The organism is Enterobacter sp. 4974935, from assembly GCF_058661735.1.
The window spans coordinates 3,919,638-3,934,899 of the sequence record NZ_JBZWGT010000003.1 but is presented as its reverse complement, the minus strand read 5'-3'; the positions used below and the strand labels follow the sequence as shown (position 1 = coordinate 3,934,899).

Annotated in this window: 13 protein-coding genes; 12 read left to right on the top strand and 1 reads right to left on the bottom strand. The window is 55.8% G+C overall.

Features of this window, described 5'->3' with window-relative positions; all coding sequences use genetic code 11:
• Positions 1 to 5 precede the first annotated feature (5 nt).
• The 12 genes from amiB to rlmB all read left to right on the top strand — a co-directional run bounded on the left by amiB (position 6) and on the right by rlmB (position 13,784).
• Positions 6 to 1,346: an N-acetylmuramoyl-L-alanine amidase AmiB gene (amiB, locus tag AC4OVS_RS20045; protein ID WP_022646817.1), complete on the top strand. Its 1,341-nt coding sequence runs from the start codon at positions 6 to 8 to the stop codon at positions 1,344 to 1,346.
• 9 nt (positions 1,347 to 1,355) lie between these two features.
• On the top strand, positions 1,356 to 3,200 hold the full coding sequence (mutL, locus tag AC4OVS_RS20040) for a DNA mismatch repair endonuclease MutL (RefSeq protein WP_491922665.1): 1,845 nt from the start codon (positions 1,356 to 1,358) through the stop codon (positions 3,198 to 3,200).
• Positions 3,193 to 4,143, top strand: a complete 951-nt coding sequence (gene miaA / locus AC4OVS_RS20035; RefSeq protein ID WP_491922664.1) for a tRNA (adenosine(37)-N6)-dimethylallyltransferase MiaA — start codon at positions 3,193 to 3,195, stop codon at positions 4,141 to 4,143. The genes mutL and miaA overlap by 8 nt, the downstream gene beginning before the upstream one ends.
• A gap of 85 nt (positions 4,144 to 4,228) precedes the next feature.
• Positions 4,229 to 4,540 (top strand): RNA chaperone Hfq, encoded by a 312-nt coding sequence (gene hfq, locus AC4OVS_RS20030; protein WP_006810391.1) that lies wholly within the window; start codon positions 4,229 to 4,231, stop codon positions 4,538 to 4,540.
• Positions 4,541 to 4,614: 74 nt separating this feature from the next.
• The gene (hflX, locus tag AC4OVS_RS20025; RefSeq protein WP_003855991.1) at positions 4,615 to 5,895 is read left to right on the top strand and encodes a ribosome rescue GTPase HflX; all 1,281 of its coding nucleotides are present in this window, start codon (positions 4,615 to 4,617) and stop codon (positions 5,893 to 5,895) included.
• 56 nt (positions 5,896 to 5,951) lie between these two features.
• Entirely contained in the window at positions 5,952 to 7,211 is a 1,260-nt protein-coding gene (gene hflK / locus AC4OVS_RS20020; RefSeq protein WP_022646820.1) for an FtsH protease activity modulator HflK, read from the top strand.
• A 2-nt stretch (positions 7,212 to 7,213) separates the two neighbouring features.
• Entirely contained in the window at positions 7,214 to 8,218 is a 1,005-nt protein-coding gene (hflC, locus tag AC4OVS_RS20015; protein WP_022646821.1) for a protease modulator HflC, read from the top strand.
• 71 nt (positions 8,219 to 8,289) lie between these two features.
• Positions 8,290 to 8,487 (top strand): DUF2065 domain-containing protein, encoded by a 198-nt coding sequence (locus AC4OVS_RS20010; RefSeq protein ID WP_003855996.1) that lies wholly within the window; start codon positions 8,290 to 8,292, stop codon positions 8,485 to 8,487.
• Between the two features lie 104 nt (positions 8,488 to 8,591).
• On the top strand, positions 8,592 to 9,890 hold the full coding sequence (locus tag AC4OVS_RS20005; protein ID WP_032621775.1) for an adenylosuccinate synthase: 1,299 nt from the start codon (positions 8,592 to 8,594) through the stop codon (positions 9,888 to 9,890).
• A 192-nt stretch (positions 9,891 to 10,082) separates the two neighbouring features.
• On the top strand, positions 10,083 to 10,508 hold the full coding sequence (gene nsrR, locus AC4OVS_RS20000; protein ID WP_003855998.1) for a nitric oxide-sensing transcriptional repressor NsrR: 426 nt from the start codon (positions 10,083 to 10,085) through the stop codon (positions 10,506 to 10,508).
• A 38-nt stretch (positions 10,509 to 10,546) separates the two neighbouring features.
• Complete coding sequence (gene rnr, locus AC4OVS_RS19995) at positions 10,547 to 12,988, top strand: ribonuclease R (RefSeq protein WP_491922663.1); 2,442 nt, start codon at positions 10,547 to 10,549, stop codon at positions 12,986 to 12,988.
• Between the two features lie 64 nt (positions 12,989 to 13,052).
• Positions 13,053 to 13,784 (top strand): 23S rRNA (guanosine(2251)-2'-O)-methyltransferase RlmB, encoded by a 732-nt coding sequence (gene rlmB, locus AC4OVS_RS19990; protein ID WP_003856001.1) that lies wholly within the window; start codon positions 13,053 to 13,055, stop codon positions 13,782 to 13,784.
• A gap of 91 nt (positions 13,785 to 13,875) precedes the next feature.
• Here rlmB and AC4OVS_RS19985 read toward each other — a convergent pair whose 3' ends face one another.
• Positions 13,876 to 15,150, bottom strand: a complete 1,275-nt coding sequence (locus tag AC4OVS_RS19985) for an MFS transporter (RefSeq protein WP_108367496.1) — start codon at positions 15,148 to 15,150, stop codon at positions 13,876 to 13,878.
• Positions 15,151 to 15,262: the final 112 nt, after the last annotated feature.

Genomic DNA, 15,262 nt, shown 5'->3' with positions numbered 1-15,262 from the left:
ACGGGATGATTAATCGCGTTAAAGGTTGGATTTTGGCAGCCACGGTTCTGCTGTGCGCGCAGGCCGGTGCGGCCAGCCTCTCGGATATTCAGGTGTCGAATGGCGATAGCCAGGCCCGCATTACCTTCAGCTTTATGGGCGATCCTGAATATGCTTTCTCACAAATCGACAGCCGCAGCGTGGCGCTCGATATTAAACAGTCCGGGGTGATCCAGGGGCTGCCGCTCCAGTTCAGCGGCAACAATCTGGTGAAAAGCATCCGTTCGGGGACGCCGAAGGATGCGCAGTCTCTGCGTCTGGTGGTCGATCTCACCGAAAAGGGCAAAACGAAGGCGGTTAAGCAGCAAAACGGCGCCAGTTATACGGTGGTTTTTACCATTAATGCTGATGTTCCGCCGCCGCCACCGCCTGCACCTGTGGTAGCAAAACGCGTAGAAGCGCCGGTTTATACCCCAAGGCCGTCTGAGCCAGCCCGTAATCCGTTTAAATCACAAAATGACCGACTTACCGCCGTGACCAGCAGCAACACGGTGACGCGTCCGGCGGTCAGCGCGCGGCGAACGCCGGTCAGTGGCGACAAAGTGATTATCGCCATCGACGCCGGACACGGCGGGCAAGATCCTGGCGCGATTGGCCCGGGCGGCACGCGGGAGAAAAACGTCACTATCGCCATTGCCCGTAAGCTGCGTGCGCTTCTGAATGACGATCCGATGTTTAAAGGGGTCATGACCCGCGACGGAGATTACTTTATTTCAGTGATGGGACGCTCGGATGTGGCGCGTAAGCAAAACGCCAACTTCCTGGTGTCGATTCACGCGGATGCTGCGCCGAACCGTAACGCCACCGGCGCGTCGGTATGGGTACTGTCGAACCGTCGTGCCAACAGTGAAATGGCGAACTGGCTTGAAGAGCACGAGAAGCAGTCTGAACTGTTAGGCGGGGCAGGCGATGTGCTGGCAAACAGCCAGGCCGATCCGTATCTCAGCCAGGCGGTGCTGGATTTACAGTTCGGTCATTCTCAGCGCGTCGGGTATGATGTCGCCACTAACGTACTCAACCAGCTGCAAAGCGTCGGATCGCTGCATAAGCGTCGTCCGGAACATGCGAGCCTCGGTGTCCTGCGTTCGCCGGATATTCCGTCGATTCTGGTAGAGACGGGTTTTATCAGTAATCACGGTGAAGAGCGTTTACTGGGAAGCGACAGCTATCAGCAGCAAATTGCTGAAGCGATTTATAACGGTCTGCGTAAATACTTTGACGCGCATCCGCTTCAGTCTGCGCCGCAGGGCGGGGCAGCCCAGACGGCAAGCGCCGCGCTGCCGGGTGAGATGACCGCGACTAATTAAGGAGAGTTCATGCCGATTCAGGTTCTACCGCCGCAGCTCGCGAACCAAATCGCCGCCGGTGAGGTGGTGGAACGCCCTGCATCGGTGGTAAAAGAGCTGGTGGAAAACAGCCTCGATGCAGGGGCGACCCGCATTGATATCGATATTGAACGCGGGGGCGCAAAGCTTATCCGCATTCGTGATAACGGCTGTGGCATCAAAAAGGACGAGCTGGCGCTGGCGCTGGCGCGTCATGCCACCAGTAAAATTGCGTCACTTGACGATCTGGAAGCGATTATCAGCCTGGGTTTTCGCGGCGAAGCGCTGGCCAGTATCAGCTCCGTTTCCCGCTTAACGTTGACCTCCCGCACGGCCGACCAGCAGGAAGCCTGGCAGGCCTACGCCGAAGGGCGCGATATGGACGTCACGGTTAAACCAGCGGCGCACCCGGTAGGCACCACGCTTGAAGTGCTGGATCTTTTCTATAACACGCCCGCCCGGCGCAAGTTTATGCGAACCGAGAAGACCGAATTCGGACATATCGACGAGATCATCCGCCGCATCGCGCTGGCACGCTTTGATGTCACTCTTAACCTCAGTCATAACGGTAAGGTGATGCGTCAGTACCGGGCAGTGGCGGAAGGCGGGCAAAAGGAGCGTCGGCTGGGCGCCATCTGCGGCACGCCGTTCCTGGAAAAAGCGCTGGCCATTGAGTGGCAGCATGGCGATTTGGCCCTGCGCGGCTGGGTTGCCGATCCGAACGCCAGTAGCGCCGCGTTTGCTGAGATTCAGTACTGCTACGTCAACGGTCGCATGATGCGCGACCGTCTGATTAACCACGCCATTCGCCAGGCCTGTGAAGATAAGCTCGGCGCCGATCAACAGCCCGCCTTTGTGCTTTATCTGGAGATCGACCCGCATCAGGTTGACGTCAACGTGCACCCCGCCAAGCACGAGGTGCGTTTCCACCAGTCGCGTCTGGTGCATGATTTTATCTATCAGGGCGTCGTTAGCGTTTTGCAGAAGCAGGCTGAGCCAACGCTGCCGCTGGAAAACGACGTTCCTGCACCGCGATCGCTGCCAGAAAATCGCGTGGCGGCCGGACGTAACCATTTCGCTGAACCCGCAGCCGCGCGCGAACCAGTGGCTCCGCGTTTTTCGTCAGCGGGAAGCGCACCGCGCCCGACGGGCGCCAACTACCCGAATGCCCAGCCGGGGTATCGAAAGCAGCAAGGGGCGTTATACCGTAAATTGCTGGGCACCCCAGCCGTGGAACGGAAAGAACATATTGAGGTATCGCCGTTTTCCCTTGACGGACATAGCCAGAGTTTTGGCCGGGTATTGACGATTGTCGCCCCGGACATGGCACTGCTTGAACGTGAGGGGAAATTGATGCTGCTGGCGTTGCCGGTAGCGGAACGCTGGCTTAAACAGGCGCAACTGACGCCAGGGGAAAACGCCGCCTGTGCTCAGCCGTTACTGATCCCGGTTCGGTTGAAAATAAACCATGAGGAAACAGGGGTTTTGCAGCGTGCCCAGGCGCTTCTTGCCGAAATGGGGATTGAAATCGTACTGGACGCGCAGCATGTGACAATTCGCGCAGTGCCTTTACCCTTACGCCAACAAAATTTACAAAACTTGATTCCTGAACTGATAGGCTACCTGGCGCAACAAACGACGTTTGATGCCGCCGATACCGCGCAGTGGATCGCCCGCCATCTGGCCAGCGAACATTCGCCGTGGAGTATGGCGCAGGCGATTACCGTTCTGGCAGAGGTGGAACGCCTCTGTCCACAACTGGTGAAAGCGCCGCCAGGTGGTTTGTTACAACCTGTTGATTTAAAAACGGCGATGACCGCCCTGAAACATGACTGATGTATGTAAGGCGAGCCTGCCAAAGGCGATTTTTTTAATGGGGCCAACGGCCTCCGGTAAAACGGCGTTAGCCATTGAGTTACGTAAAGTTTTGCCAGTAGAGTTGATTAGCGTTGATTCAGCCCTCATTTACCGAGGAATGGACATCGGCACGGCGAAGCCCAACGCAGACGAACTGCGTGCGGCACCGCACCGTTTACTGGATATTCTCGACCCGGCACAGGCTTACTCCGCAGCAGATTTTCGCCGCGACGCCTTAGCTGAGATGGCCGAGATTACCGCCGCGGGACGCATACCGCTGTTAGTTGGCGGCACGATGCTCTACTTTAAGGCGCTGCTGGAGGGGTTATCGCCTCTGCCATCGGCCGATCCGGAAGTGAGAGCGAAGATTGAGCGGCAGGCGGCAGAGCAGGGGTGGGACGTTTTGCACAGGCAACTGGAAGAGATTGACCCGTTTGCCGCAGCGCGGATCCACCCAAACGATCCGCAAAGGCTTTCCCGGGCACTGGAAGTTTTTTTCATTTCGGGTAAAACTTTAACGGAACTGACGCAAACGTCAGGAGACGCTCTGCCGTATCAGGTGCATCAGTTCGCCATCGCCCCGGCGAGCCGTGAACTGCTCCATCAACGAATTGAGCAGCGTTTTCATCAGATGTTGGCTTCAGATTTTGAAGCAGAAGTGCGGGCGCTTTTTGCCCGTGGAGATTTGCATACGGACATGCCTTCCATTCGTTGTGTGGGATACCGCCAGATGTGGTCGTATCTTGAAGGCGAGATTTCATACGATGAAATGGTTTATCGAGGTGTTTGCGCCACGAGACAGTTAGCGAAGCGCCAGATCACCTGGTTGCGCGGTTGGGAGGGGGTTCACTGGTTAGACAGTGAAAAACCACAACAGGCGTTAAACGAAGTGATTGAGGTTATTGGTGATATCGCTGACTGAATGTGTACAATTAAGCCGTATCGTGCGCAATTTTTCAGAATCGCAAGGTTCTAAGTACAAAACAAGCATATAAGGAAAAGATAGAATGGCTAAGGGGCAATCTTTACAAGATCCGTTCCTGAACGCATTGCGTCGGGAGCGTGTTCCAGTTTCTATTTATTTGGTGAATGGTATTAAGCTGCAAGGTCAGATTGAGTCTTTCGATCAGTTCGTGATCCTGTTGAAAAACACGGTCAGCCAGATGGTCTATAAGCACGCGATTTCTACTGTTGTTCCGTCCCGTCCGGTATCTCATCACAGCAATAACGCTGGCGGCGGCACTGGCAGTAACTACCATCATGGCAGCAACGCGCAGGGTTCATCTGCTCCTGCGCAGGACAGCGAAGAAACCGAATAAGGTTTTGGGCTGTTTTCCACACGGGGAGCCAGGGATCCTGCGTTCCCCGCTGATCTTTTTAGAGAGGTTTACGCTTGTTTGACCGTTATGACGCCGGTGAGCAGGCGGTGCTGGTACACATCTATTTTTCGCAAGACAAAGATATGGAAGACCTCCAGGAGTTTGAATCTCTGGTCTCTTCCGCCGGTGTCGAAGCAATGCAGGTGATTACCGGTAGCCGTAAAGCGCCGCACCCGAAGTACTTTGTTGGTGAAGGTAAAGCAGTTGAAATTGCGGATGCCGTAAAAGCAACCGGCGCATCAGTCGTGCTGTTTGATCATGCGCTGTCTCCGGCTCAGGAACGTAACCTGGAAGCTCTCTGCGAATGTCGTGTTATCGATCGCACGGGGTTGATCTTAGATATTTTTGCTCAGCGTGCGCGTACCCACGAGGGTAAGTTGCAGGTTGAGCTGGCGCAGTTGCGCCATCTGGCGACGCGTCTGGTGCGTGGCTGGACACACCTTGAAAGACAAAAAGGCGGGATTGGTTTACGTGGCCCGGGTGAAACCCAGCTCGAAACCGACCGTCGTTTGCTGCGTGGCCGTATAACCCAGATCCTTTCTCGTCTGGAGCGTGTCGAGAAACAGCGCGAACAGGGGCGTCGGGCGCGAACCAAAGCCGACATCCCAACGGTGTCGCTGGTGGGCTATACCAACGCCGGTAAATCCACCCTGTTTAACCAGATAACCGAGGCCCAGGTGTATGCCGCAGACCAGCTGTTTGCGACCCTGGACCCTACGCTGCGCCGTATTGACGTCGCAGACGTCGGTGAAACGGTACTGGCGGATACCGTAGGGTTTATCCGCCATCTGCCGCACGATCTGGTGGCGGCGTTTAAAGCGACGTTGCAGGAGACGCGTCAGGCGACCCTGCTGCTGCACGTGATTGATGCGGCTGACGTACGCGTGCAGGAGAACATCGACGCGGTGAATGTGGTGCTCGAAGAGATTGACGCCCACGAAATTCCCACCCTGTTGGTGATGAACAAGATCGATATGCTGGACGATTTCGAACCGCGTATTGACCGAGATGAAGAGAACAAACCAATTCGGGTCTGGCTATCTGCTCAGGCCGGGATTGGTGTGCCACTGCTTTTCCAGGCTTTGACAGAACGTCTTTCCGGTGAGGTAGCTCAGCACACGCTGCGACTGCCGCCACAGGAAGGCAGGCTGCGTAGCCGGTTTTATCAGCTTCAGGCGATAGAAAAAGAGTGGATGGAGGATGACGGCAGCGTGGGGATGCAGGTGCGTATGCCGATCGTTGACTGGCGTCGCCTCTGTAAACAAGAACCTGCGCTGGCGGACTATATCGTCTGATCAGAAAGGGGAAGCCTGAAAAATTCGCCCTTGCATAACAAATATGGAGCATATACATGGCGTGGAATCAGCCCGGTAATAACGGACAAGACCGCGACCCGTGGGGAAGCAGCAATAATCAAGGCGGCAACTCTGGGGGAAATGGCAACAAAGGTGGTCGCGAGCAGGGGCCGCCGGATCTGGATGATATCTTCCGCAAACTGAGCAAAAAGCTTGGTGGCCTTGGCGGAGGAAAAGGTTCTGGCTCGGGTGGCAACTCCACTCAGAGTCCGCGCCCGCCTATGGGTGGCCGCGTAGTAAGCATTGTGGCCGCGGCGGTAGTCATCATCTGGGCAGCCAGCGGGTTCTACACCATTAAAGAAGCAGAGCGCGGCGTGGTAACCCGTTTCGGTAAGTTCAGCCATCTGGTTGAGCCGGGCCTGAACTGGAAACCGACCTTCATTGATAACGTGACCGCAGTGAACGTGGAGTCCGTCCGTGAACTGGCGGCGTCTGGCGTGATGTTGACCTCTGACGAAAACGTGGTGCGCGTTGAGATGAACGTCCAGTACCGCGTGACCGATCCTGAGCGTTATCTGTTTAGCGTGACCAGCGCGGATGACAGCCTGCGTCAGGCGACCGACAGCGCCCTGCGTGGCGTGATCGGTAAATACACCATGGACCGTATCCTGACCGAAGGTCGTACCGTTATTCGTAGCGATACCCAGCGCGAGCTGGAAGAGACCATCCGTCCGTACAACATGGGTATCACCCTGCTGGACGTCAACTTCCAGGCTGCACGTCCGCCGGAAGAGGTGAAAGCGGCGTTTGACGATGCGATTGCCGCGCGTGAAAACGAACAGCAGTACATCCGTGAAGCGGAAGCGTACACCAACGAAGTTCAGCCGCGTGCAAACGGTCAGGCGCAGCGTATTCTGGAAGAAGCGCGCGCGTATAAGACCCAGACCATCCTGGAAGCACAGGGTGAAGTGGCTCGCTTCGCGAAGATCCTGCCGGAATATAAAGCCGCGCCGGAAATTACCCGTGAGCGTCTCTATATCGAGACCATGGAAAAAGTGCTGAGCCATACGCGTAAAGTGCTGGTTAACGACAACAAAGGCGGAAACCTGATGGTCCTGCCGCTGGATCAGATGCTTAAAGGCGGTTCTGCACCGGCAGCAAAAGACAACAGCGGAGCCAACAACCTGCTGCGTCTGCCGCCAGCCTCGTCTGGCAGCTCCAGCGCGAACACAACGCCTTCTTCGAACGATGGTGACATTATGGACCAACGCCGTGCTAACGCGCAGCGTAACGACTACCAGCGTCAGGGGGAATAAGGATGCGTAAGTCAGTTATTGCGATCATCATCATCGCACTGGTCGTGCTCTACACCTCCATCTTTGTGGTGAAAGAGGGCGAACGTGGGATCAAGTTCCAGTTTAGCAGCGTCGTGCGTGACGGCGACAAGCGTCCGGTGATCTACGAGCCGGGTCTGCACTTCAAGGTGCCTTTCATTCAGTCAGTCAAAACGCTCGACGCACGTATCCAGACCATGGATAACCAGGCCGACCGTTTCGTGACTAAAGAGAAGAAAGACCTGATCGTTGATTCCTACATCAAATGGCGTATCAGCGACTTCAGCCGCTACTTCCTGGCAACCGGCGGTGGTGATGTTTCTCAGGCAGAAGTGCTGCTGAAACGTAAGTTCTCTGACCGTCTGCGTTCTGAAATTGGTCGTCTGGATGTAAAAGACATCGTGACCGACTCCCGTGGTCGTCTGACACTGGAAGTGCGTGATGCGTTGAACTCAGGTACAGCGGGTACCGAAGACGAAGTGGAAACACCGGCAGCGGATGACGCGATTGCCAAAGCGGCTGAACGCGTTCAGGCTGAAACCAACGGTAAAGTACCGGTGATCAACCCGAACAGTATGGCTGCACTGGGTATCGAAGTGGTTGACGTGCGTATCAAGCAGATCAACCTGCCAGCGGAGGTGTCCGAGGCGATCTACAACCGTATGCGCGCCGAGCGTGAAGCGGTAGCCCGTCGTCACCGTTCACAGGGTCAGGAAGAGGCCGAGAAACTGCGTGCCGCAGCGGACTACGAAGTGACCAAGACGCTGGCGGAATCTGAGCGTCAGGGCCGTATCCTGCGTGGTGAAGGCGATGCCGAAGCCGCGAAGCTGTTTGCCGATGCCTTCAGCCAGGATCCCGACTTCTACGCCTTTATCCGTAGCCTGCGTGCTTACGAGAATAGCTTCCAGAGCAACCAGGATGTGATGGTACTCAGCCCGGACAGCGATTTCTTCCGTTATATGAAGACGCCGACTAACGCAACGCGATAAACTCAGGCTCGTTTGAGTATTCAAACCACCGCTCTTCACGGAGCGGTGGTTTTCTTTTATAAGGATGAAAAATGAATTCAACGATCTGGCTCGCACTGGCTTTGGTTTTGGTGCTGGAAGGCCTCGGCCCGATGCTCTATCCACGCGCATGGCGACGGATGATCGCGACAATGAGCCAACTTCCGGACAATATTTTGCGTCGTTTTGGTGGTGGACTTGTGGTTGCCGGTATCGTTATCTACTACATGTTGAGGAAAACGATTGGCTGATCAAAAACTAATCGCAATCGGCATATTTTAGGGTCAAAAAGTGCTGTATATCTGAAAAAGCGATGGTAGAATCCATTTTTAAGCAAACGGTGATTTTGAAAAAAATGGGTAACAACGTCGTCGTACTGGGCACCCAATGGGGTGACGAAGGTAAAGGGAAGATTGTCGATCTTCTGACTGAACGGGCTAAATATGTTGTACGCTACCAGGGCGGTCACAACGCAGGCCATACTCTCGTAATCAACGGTGAAAAAACCGTCCTCCATCTTATTCCATCAGGCATTCTTCGCGAAAACGTCACCAGCATCATCGGTAACGGCGTTGTGCTGTCTCCAGCTGCGCTGATGAAAGAGATGAAAGGTCTGGAAGACCGTGGTATCCCTGTTCGTGAGCGTCTGCTGCTCTCCGAAGCCTGCCCGCTGATCCTGGACTATCATGTGGCGCTGGACGTGGCGCGTGAAAAAGCGCGTGGCGCGAAAGCGATCGGCACTACCGGTCGTGGCATCGGCCCGGCATACGAAGATAAAGTGGCTCGTCGCGGTCTGCGTGTGGGCGACCTCTTCGACAAAGCGACCTTCGCTGAAAAACTGAAAGAAGTGATGGAATATCACAACTTCCAGCTGGTGAATTTCTATAAAGCCGAAGCCGTTGACTACCAGAAAGTGCTGGATGACGTCATGGCGATTGCTGACATTCTGACCGGCATGGTTGTTGATGTGTCCGATCTGCTGGACCAGGCGCGCAAGCGTGGCGATTTCGTCATGTTTGAAGGTGCGCAGGGTACCCTGCTGGACATCGACCACGGTACCTATCCGTATGTAACGTCCTCTAACACCACCGCGGGTGGCGTGGCAACCGGCTCCGGCCTGGGCCCACGTTATGTGGATTACGTTCTGGGCATCATCAAAGCGTACTCCACTCGCGTGGGTGCAGGTCCATTCCCGACCGAGCTGTTTGATGAAACCGGCGAGTTCCTCTGCAAGCAGGGTAACGAGTTTGGCGCAACCACCGGTCGTCGTCGTCGTACCGGCTGGCTGGACGCCGTTGCCGTGCGTCGTGCTGTGCAGATCAACTCCCTGTCTGGCTTCTGCCTGACCAAGCTGGACGTACTGGACGGCCTGAAAGAAGTGAAAATCTGCGTGGGCTACCGTCTGCCAGATGGTCGCGAAGTGACTACCACTCCGCTGGCCGCTGACGACTGGGAAGGCATTGAGCCAATCTACGAAACCATGCCGGGCTGGTCTGAGACCACCTTCGGTGTGAAAGAACGTAGTGGCCTGCCAAAAGCTGCGCTGGACTACATTAAGCGTATTGAAGAACTGACCGAAGTGCCGATCGATATTATTTCTACCGGCCCGGATCGTACTGAAACGATGATCCTGCGCGACCCGTTCGACGCATAATCTTCGTGACTGCTGGCCTGCGGGGAAACCCGTAGGCCGGATAAGCGCAGCGCCATCCGGCGACCGCTCCTGGATCTCCGCTTTTTCGCCCCGTCTGTCAAATAAATTAGCCGCTAACTATCTGGCTGGTTTATCATCATTAATGAATATCTCTGCGGTTTGACCGCGTTTTCCCTTTTTCCTGAGGTTGATGTGCAGTTAACAAGTTTCACCGATTACGGCTTACGCGCGCTGATTTACATGGCGTCGTTACCCGATGGGAAGATGACCAGCATCTCTGAAGTCACAGAGGTGTACGGTGTGTCCCGTAATCATATGGTCAAAATAATCAATCAACTTAGTCGTGCCGGATACGTTGCTGCCGTCCGCGGGAAGAATGGAGGGATCCGTCTCGGTAAACCGGCACAGAGTATCCGTATCGGCGATGTGGTACGTGAACTGGAGCCGCTATCTCTGGTGAACTGTAGCAGTGCGTTTTGCCACATTACGCCCGCTTGCCGCCTGAAACAGGCGCTTTCAAAGGCCGTGCAAAGTTTTCTCAAGGAACTGGATAACTACACGCTGGCCGATTTGGTTGAAGAGAATCAACCGCTTTATAAATTATTGCTGGTGGAATGAAGAAAATTTCCACCGGAGCTGACAACGGAGGAACCGACATGTCACAAGATCCTTTCCAGGAACGCGAAGCCGAAAAATACGCGAATCCTATCCCCAGCCGCGAGTTCATCATTGAACACTTAACAAAACGCGAAAAACCCGCCAATCGTGAAGAACTTGCCGTTGAATTAAACATTGAGGGTGAAGAGCAAATTGAAGCCCTTCGCCGCCGCCTGCGCGCCATGGAGCGCGACGGCCAGCTGGTCTTTACTCGTCGCCAGTGCTACGCGCTGCCAGAACGCCTCGATCTGCTGAAAGGCACCGTTATTGGTCATCGCGATGGCTTCGGCTTCCTGCGCGTGGAAGGCCGTAAAGACGACCTGTACCTCTCATCTGAACAGATGAAGATGTGTATTCACGGCGACCAGATCCTGGCGCAGCCGCTGGGTGCAGATCGTAAAGGCCGCCGCGAAGCGCGCGTGGTCCGCGTGCTGGTGCCGAAAACCAGCCAGATTGTAGGCCGTTACTTTACCGATGCGGGCGTAGGCTTTGTGGTGCCGGACGACAGCCGTCTGAGCTTCGACATTCTCATCCCGCCTGAAGAGGTGATGGGCGCACGCATGGGCTTTGTGGTAGTGGTTGAACTTACCCAGCGCCCGACCCGCCGTACCAAAGCGGTAGGTAAAATCGTCGAAGTGCTGGGCGATAACATGGGCACCGGCATGGCCGTTGATATGGCGCTGCGCACCCATGAAATTCCTTACGTCTGGCCGAAAGCGGTTGAAGACCAGATCGAAAACCTGCGTGAAGAAGTGCCGGAAGAGTCCAAAGCAGGCCGCGTGGATCTGCGCGATCTGCCGCTGGTCACCATTGATGGTGAAGACGCCCGCGACTTCGATGATGCCGTGTACTGTGAGAAAAAACGCGGTGGTGGCTGGCGTCTGTGGGTGGCTATCGCGGATGTGAGTTATTACGTACGTCCACACACGCCGCTGGATAACGAAGCGCGCAGCCGCGGTACGTCGGTCTACTTCCCGTCGCAGGTTGTACCGATGCTGCCAGAAGTGCTCTCTAACGGCCTGTGTTCCCTCAACCCGCAGGTGGACCGCCTGTGTATGGTCTGCGAAATGACCATCTCCAGCAAGGGACGTCTGACGGGCTATAAGTTCTACGAAGCGGTGATGAGTTCTCATGCGCGCCTGACCTATACCAAGGTCTGGCATATGTTGCAGGGCGATCAGGATCTTCGCGAACAGTACGCGCCGCTGGTCAAACACATCGAAGAGCTGCACAACCTCTACAAAACGCTGGATCAGGCGCGCGAAGAGCGCGGTGGGATCTCGTTTGAGAGTGAAGAGGCGAAATTCATCTTTAACGCTGAGCGTCGTATCGAGCGAATCGAGCAGACTCAGCGTAACGATGCGCACAAGCTGATTGAAGAGTGTATGATCCTGGCGAACATCTCGGCGGCACGTTTCGTTGAGAAAGCCAAAGAGCCTGCTCTGTTCCGTATTCACGATAAGCCAACCACGGAAGCCGTAACCTCGTTCCGTTCCGTGCTGGCCGAACTCGGCCTGGAACTGCCTGGCGGCAATAAGCCTGAGCCACGCGATTATGCCGAGCTGCTGGAATCCATCAGCGATCGTCCTGACGCGGAAATGCTGCAAACCATGCTGCTGCGTTCCATGAAGCAGGCGATTTACGATCCGGAAAACCGAGGCCACTTTGGTCTGGCGTTACAGTCGTATGCGCACTTTACCTCGCCGATTCGCCGTTATCCGGATCTGTCCCTGCACCGTGCGATCAAGTATCTGCTGGCGCACGAGCAAGGTCACAAAGGCAATACGACCGAAACCGGTGGGTATCACTACTCCATGGAAGAGATGCTGCAACTGGGCCAGCACTGTTCCATGACCGAGCGTCGTGCGGATGAAGCAACGCGCGACGTGGTGGACTGGCTGAAGTGTGACTTTATGCTGGATCAGGTGGGTAACGTCTTTAAAGGTGTGATTGCCAGCGTCACCGGCTTTGGCTTCTTCGTACGTCTGGATGAGCTGTTTATCGACGGTCTGGTGCACGTTTCCAGCCTTGATAACGATTACTACCGCTTCGACCAGGTCGGACAACGTCTGATCGGTGAATCCGGCGGTCAGACCTACCGTCTGGGCGATCGGGTGGAAGTGAAGGTTGAAGCCGTGAATATGGACGACCGTAAAATCGACTTCAGCCTCATCTCCAGCGAACGGGCTCCGCGTAACGTCGGGAAAACCGAGCGTGAGAAAGCGAAAAAAGGCGGCAACGGTAAAGCGGGCGGCAAGCGACGTCAGGCAGGTAAAAGAGTAAACTTTGAGCCAGACAGCGCCTTCCGTGGCGAGAAGCAGCAGAAGCCCAAGGCGGCGAAAAAAGACGCTCGTAAAGCGAAAAAACCGTCGACCAAGACCCAAAAAATAGCGGCCGCGACCAAAGCGAAGCGCGCGGCGAAGAAACAGCAGGCGGAGTAATTTCCCCTCACCCTTACCCTCTCCCTGACAGGGAGAGGGAAAATATTTATTACGAGAACCATCAATGAGTGAAATGATTTACGGCATCCACGCGGTGCAGGCCCTGCTGGAGCGCGCGCCGGAGCGTTTTCAGGAAGTTTTTATTCTGAAAGGGCGTGAAGACAAACGTCTGATGCCGCTGATCCACGCGCTGGAAGCGCAGGGCGTCGTGATCCAGCTGGCGAACCGCCAGTATCTGGATGAAAAAAGCGAAGGTGCTGTACACCAGGGCATTATCGCGCGCGTGAAGCCAGGCCGTCAGTATCAGGAGAACGATCTGCCGGATCTGATCGCTGAGCTGGATAACCCGTTCTTCCTGATCCTCGATGGCGTAACCGACCCGCACAACCTGGGCGCGTGCCTGCGTAGCGCCGATGCAGCAGGCGTGCATGCGGTGATTGTGCCAAGAGATCGTTCCGCGCAGCTTAACGCTACCGCTAAAAAAGTGGCCTGCGGCGCGGCGGAAAACGTTCCGCTGATCCGCGTGACTAACCTGGCGCGCACCATGCGTCTGTTGCAGGAAGAAAATATCTGGATCGTCGGCACGGCCGGTGAAGCGGATCACACCCTGTATCAGAGCAAAATGACCGGCCGTATGGCGCTGGTGATGGGGGCAGAAGGTGAAGGCATGCGTCGCCTGACCCGCGAGCACTGCGATGAGCTGATCAGCATTCCGATGGCGGGCAGCGTATCGTCCCTGAACGTTTCTGTTGCGACGGGTATCTGCCTGTTTGAAGCGGTGCGTCAGCGCGGGTAGCCTGTTGTGCCGGGTGGCGGCTTCGCCTTACCCGGCCTACAAAAGCATGGTACCGTAGGCCCGGTAAGCGCAGCGCCACCGGGCAACAATCTCACTCCTCTAACGACCGCAAATGGTCATCCTTTCTCAGCGTCATCAGCGCGAAAATACTCACTACCGCCGTTGCCATCACGTAGTACGCCGGAATATCCAGATTGCCCGTCTCTTTAATCAGCCCGGTAATGATCAGCCCCGCACAGCCCGAGAAGATCGCATTCGACAGAGAATAGGCCAGCCCCAGCCCGGTATAACGCACGCGCGTCGGGAACATCTCAGACAGCATTGCCGGCCCCGGCCCTGCCAGCATCCCAACCAAACCCCCCGCAATCAACACCACAATCGCTTTGACAGCCAACGTGCTGGACTCCGCCTGCAAAATTTTCAGCAGCGGCAGGGCGAGGATCAGCAGGAGCACGGTGGCGATAATCATCACCGTCCGCCGCCCGATCCTGTCGCTCAGTATGCCCGACGGAATGATCGTGAGCGCAAACCCAATGTTAGAAATCACCGCAATCAGCAGCGCCTGGTTAAAACCGGTGTGCAGCGCAGATTGCAGATAGGTCGGCATAATCACCAGATAGGTATAACCCGCCGCAGACCAGACCATCACGCGACCAATGCCCATCAGAATGGTTTTGAACGTGGCGGCGGTGCTGGCCTGAGTAACAACCGGTTTTTCCCGTTGCTGCACAAAGCTCGGTGTCTCTTCCATGCTTACCCGCAGCCATAGCGCGACCGCACCCATCGGCAACGCCAGGAAGAACGGAATGCGCCAGCCCCAGTCGTGCAAGGCTTCAGGGGAGAGAAGGGCAGAGAGCAACGCGACAATGCCTGCGCCTGCTAACAGTCCGAGCGCCACGGTGAAGGACTGCCATGCCCCGTAAAGACCGCGCTTGCCGCGCGGGGCGAACTCCGTCATCAACGAGACCGCGCCGCCATACTCACCGCCCGCGAACAGTCCTTGCAGAATACGCAGGAGTGTAACGATCAGCGGCGCGGCAATCCCGATACTGGCGTAGACCGGCACAATACCGATGGCAGCGGTGGCGAGCGTCATCAATACCAGCACAATAATCAGCGTCGGTTTACGGCCAATCCTGTCGCCAATGCGGCCAAAGACCACCGCACCCAGCGGGCGGAAGAAGAAAGCGATGGCGAATGAGGCCCAGGTGAGGATCAGGCTGGTGAGCTCCGCTTCCCCCTCAAGCTGGAAGAAGTTTCTGGCAATCACCGTTGCCAGAAAACCATAGACCGCAAATTCATACCACTCGATGAAATTACCGATGGAGCCTGCAATTAATGCACGCTTGTGCGCAGCCTGTTGCATAACGATCCTCACAAAAACGGGGTAAGAATAAATTATTCAGCATTAGTGAAGTAAGGAAATAGTTTATTCTTATGTTCTGTGAGCTATTTCACGAATGATATCAACACGATCG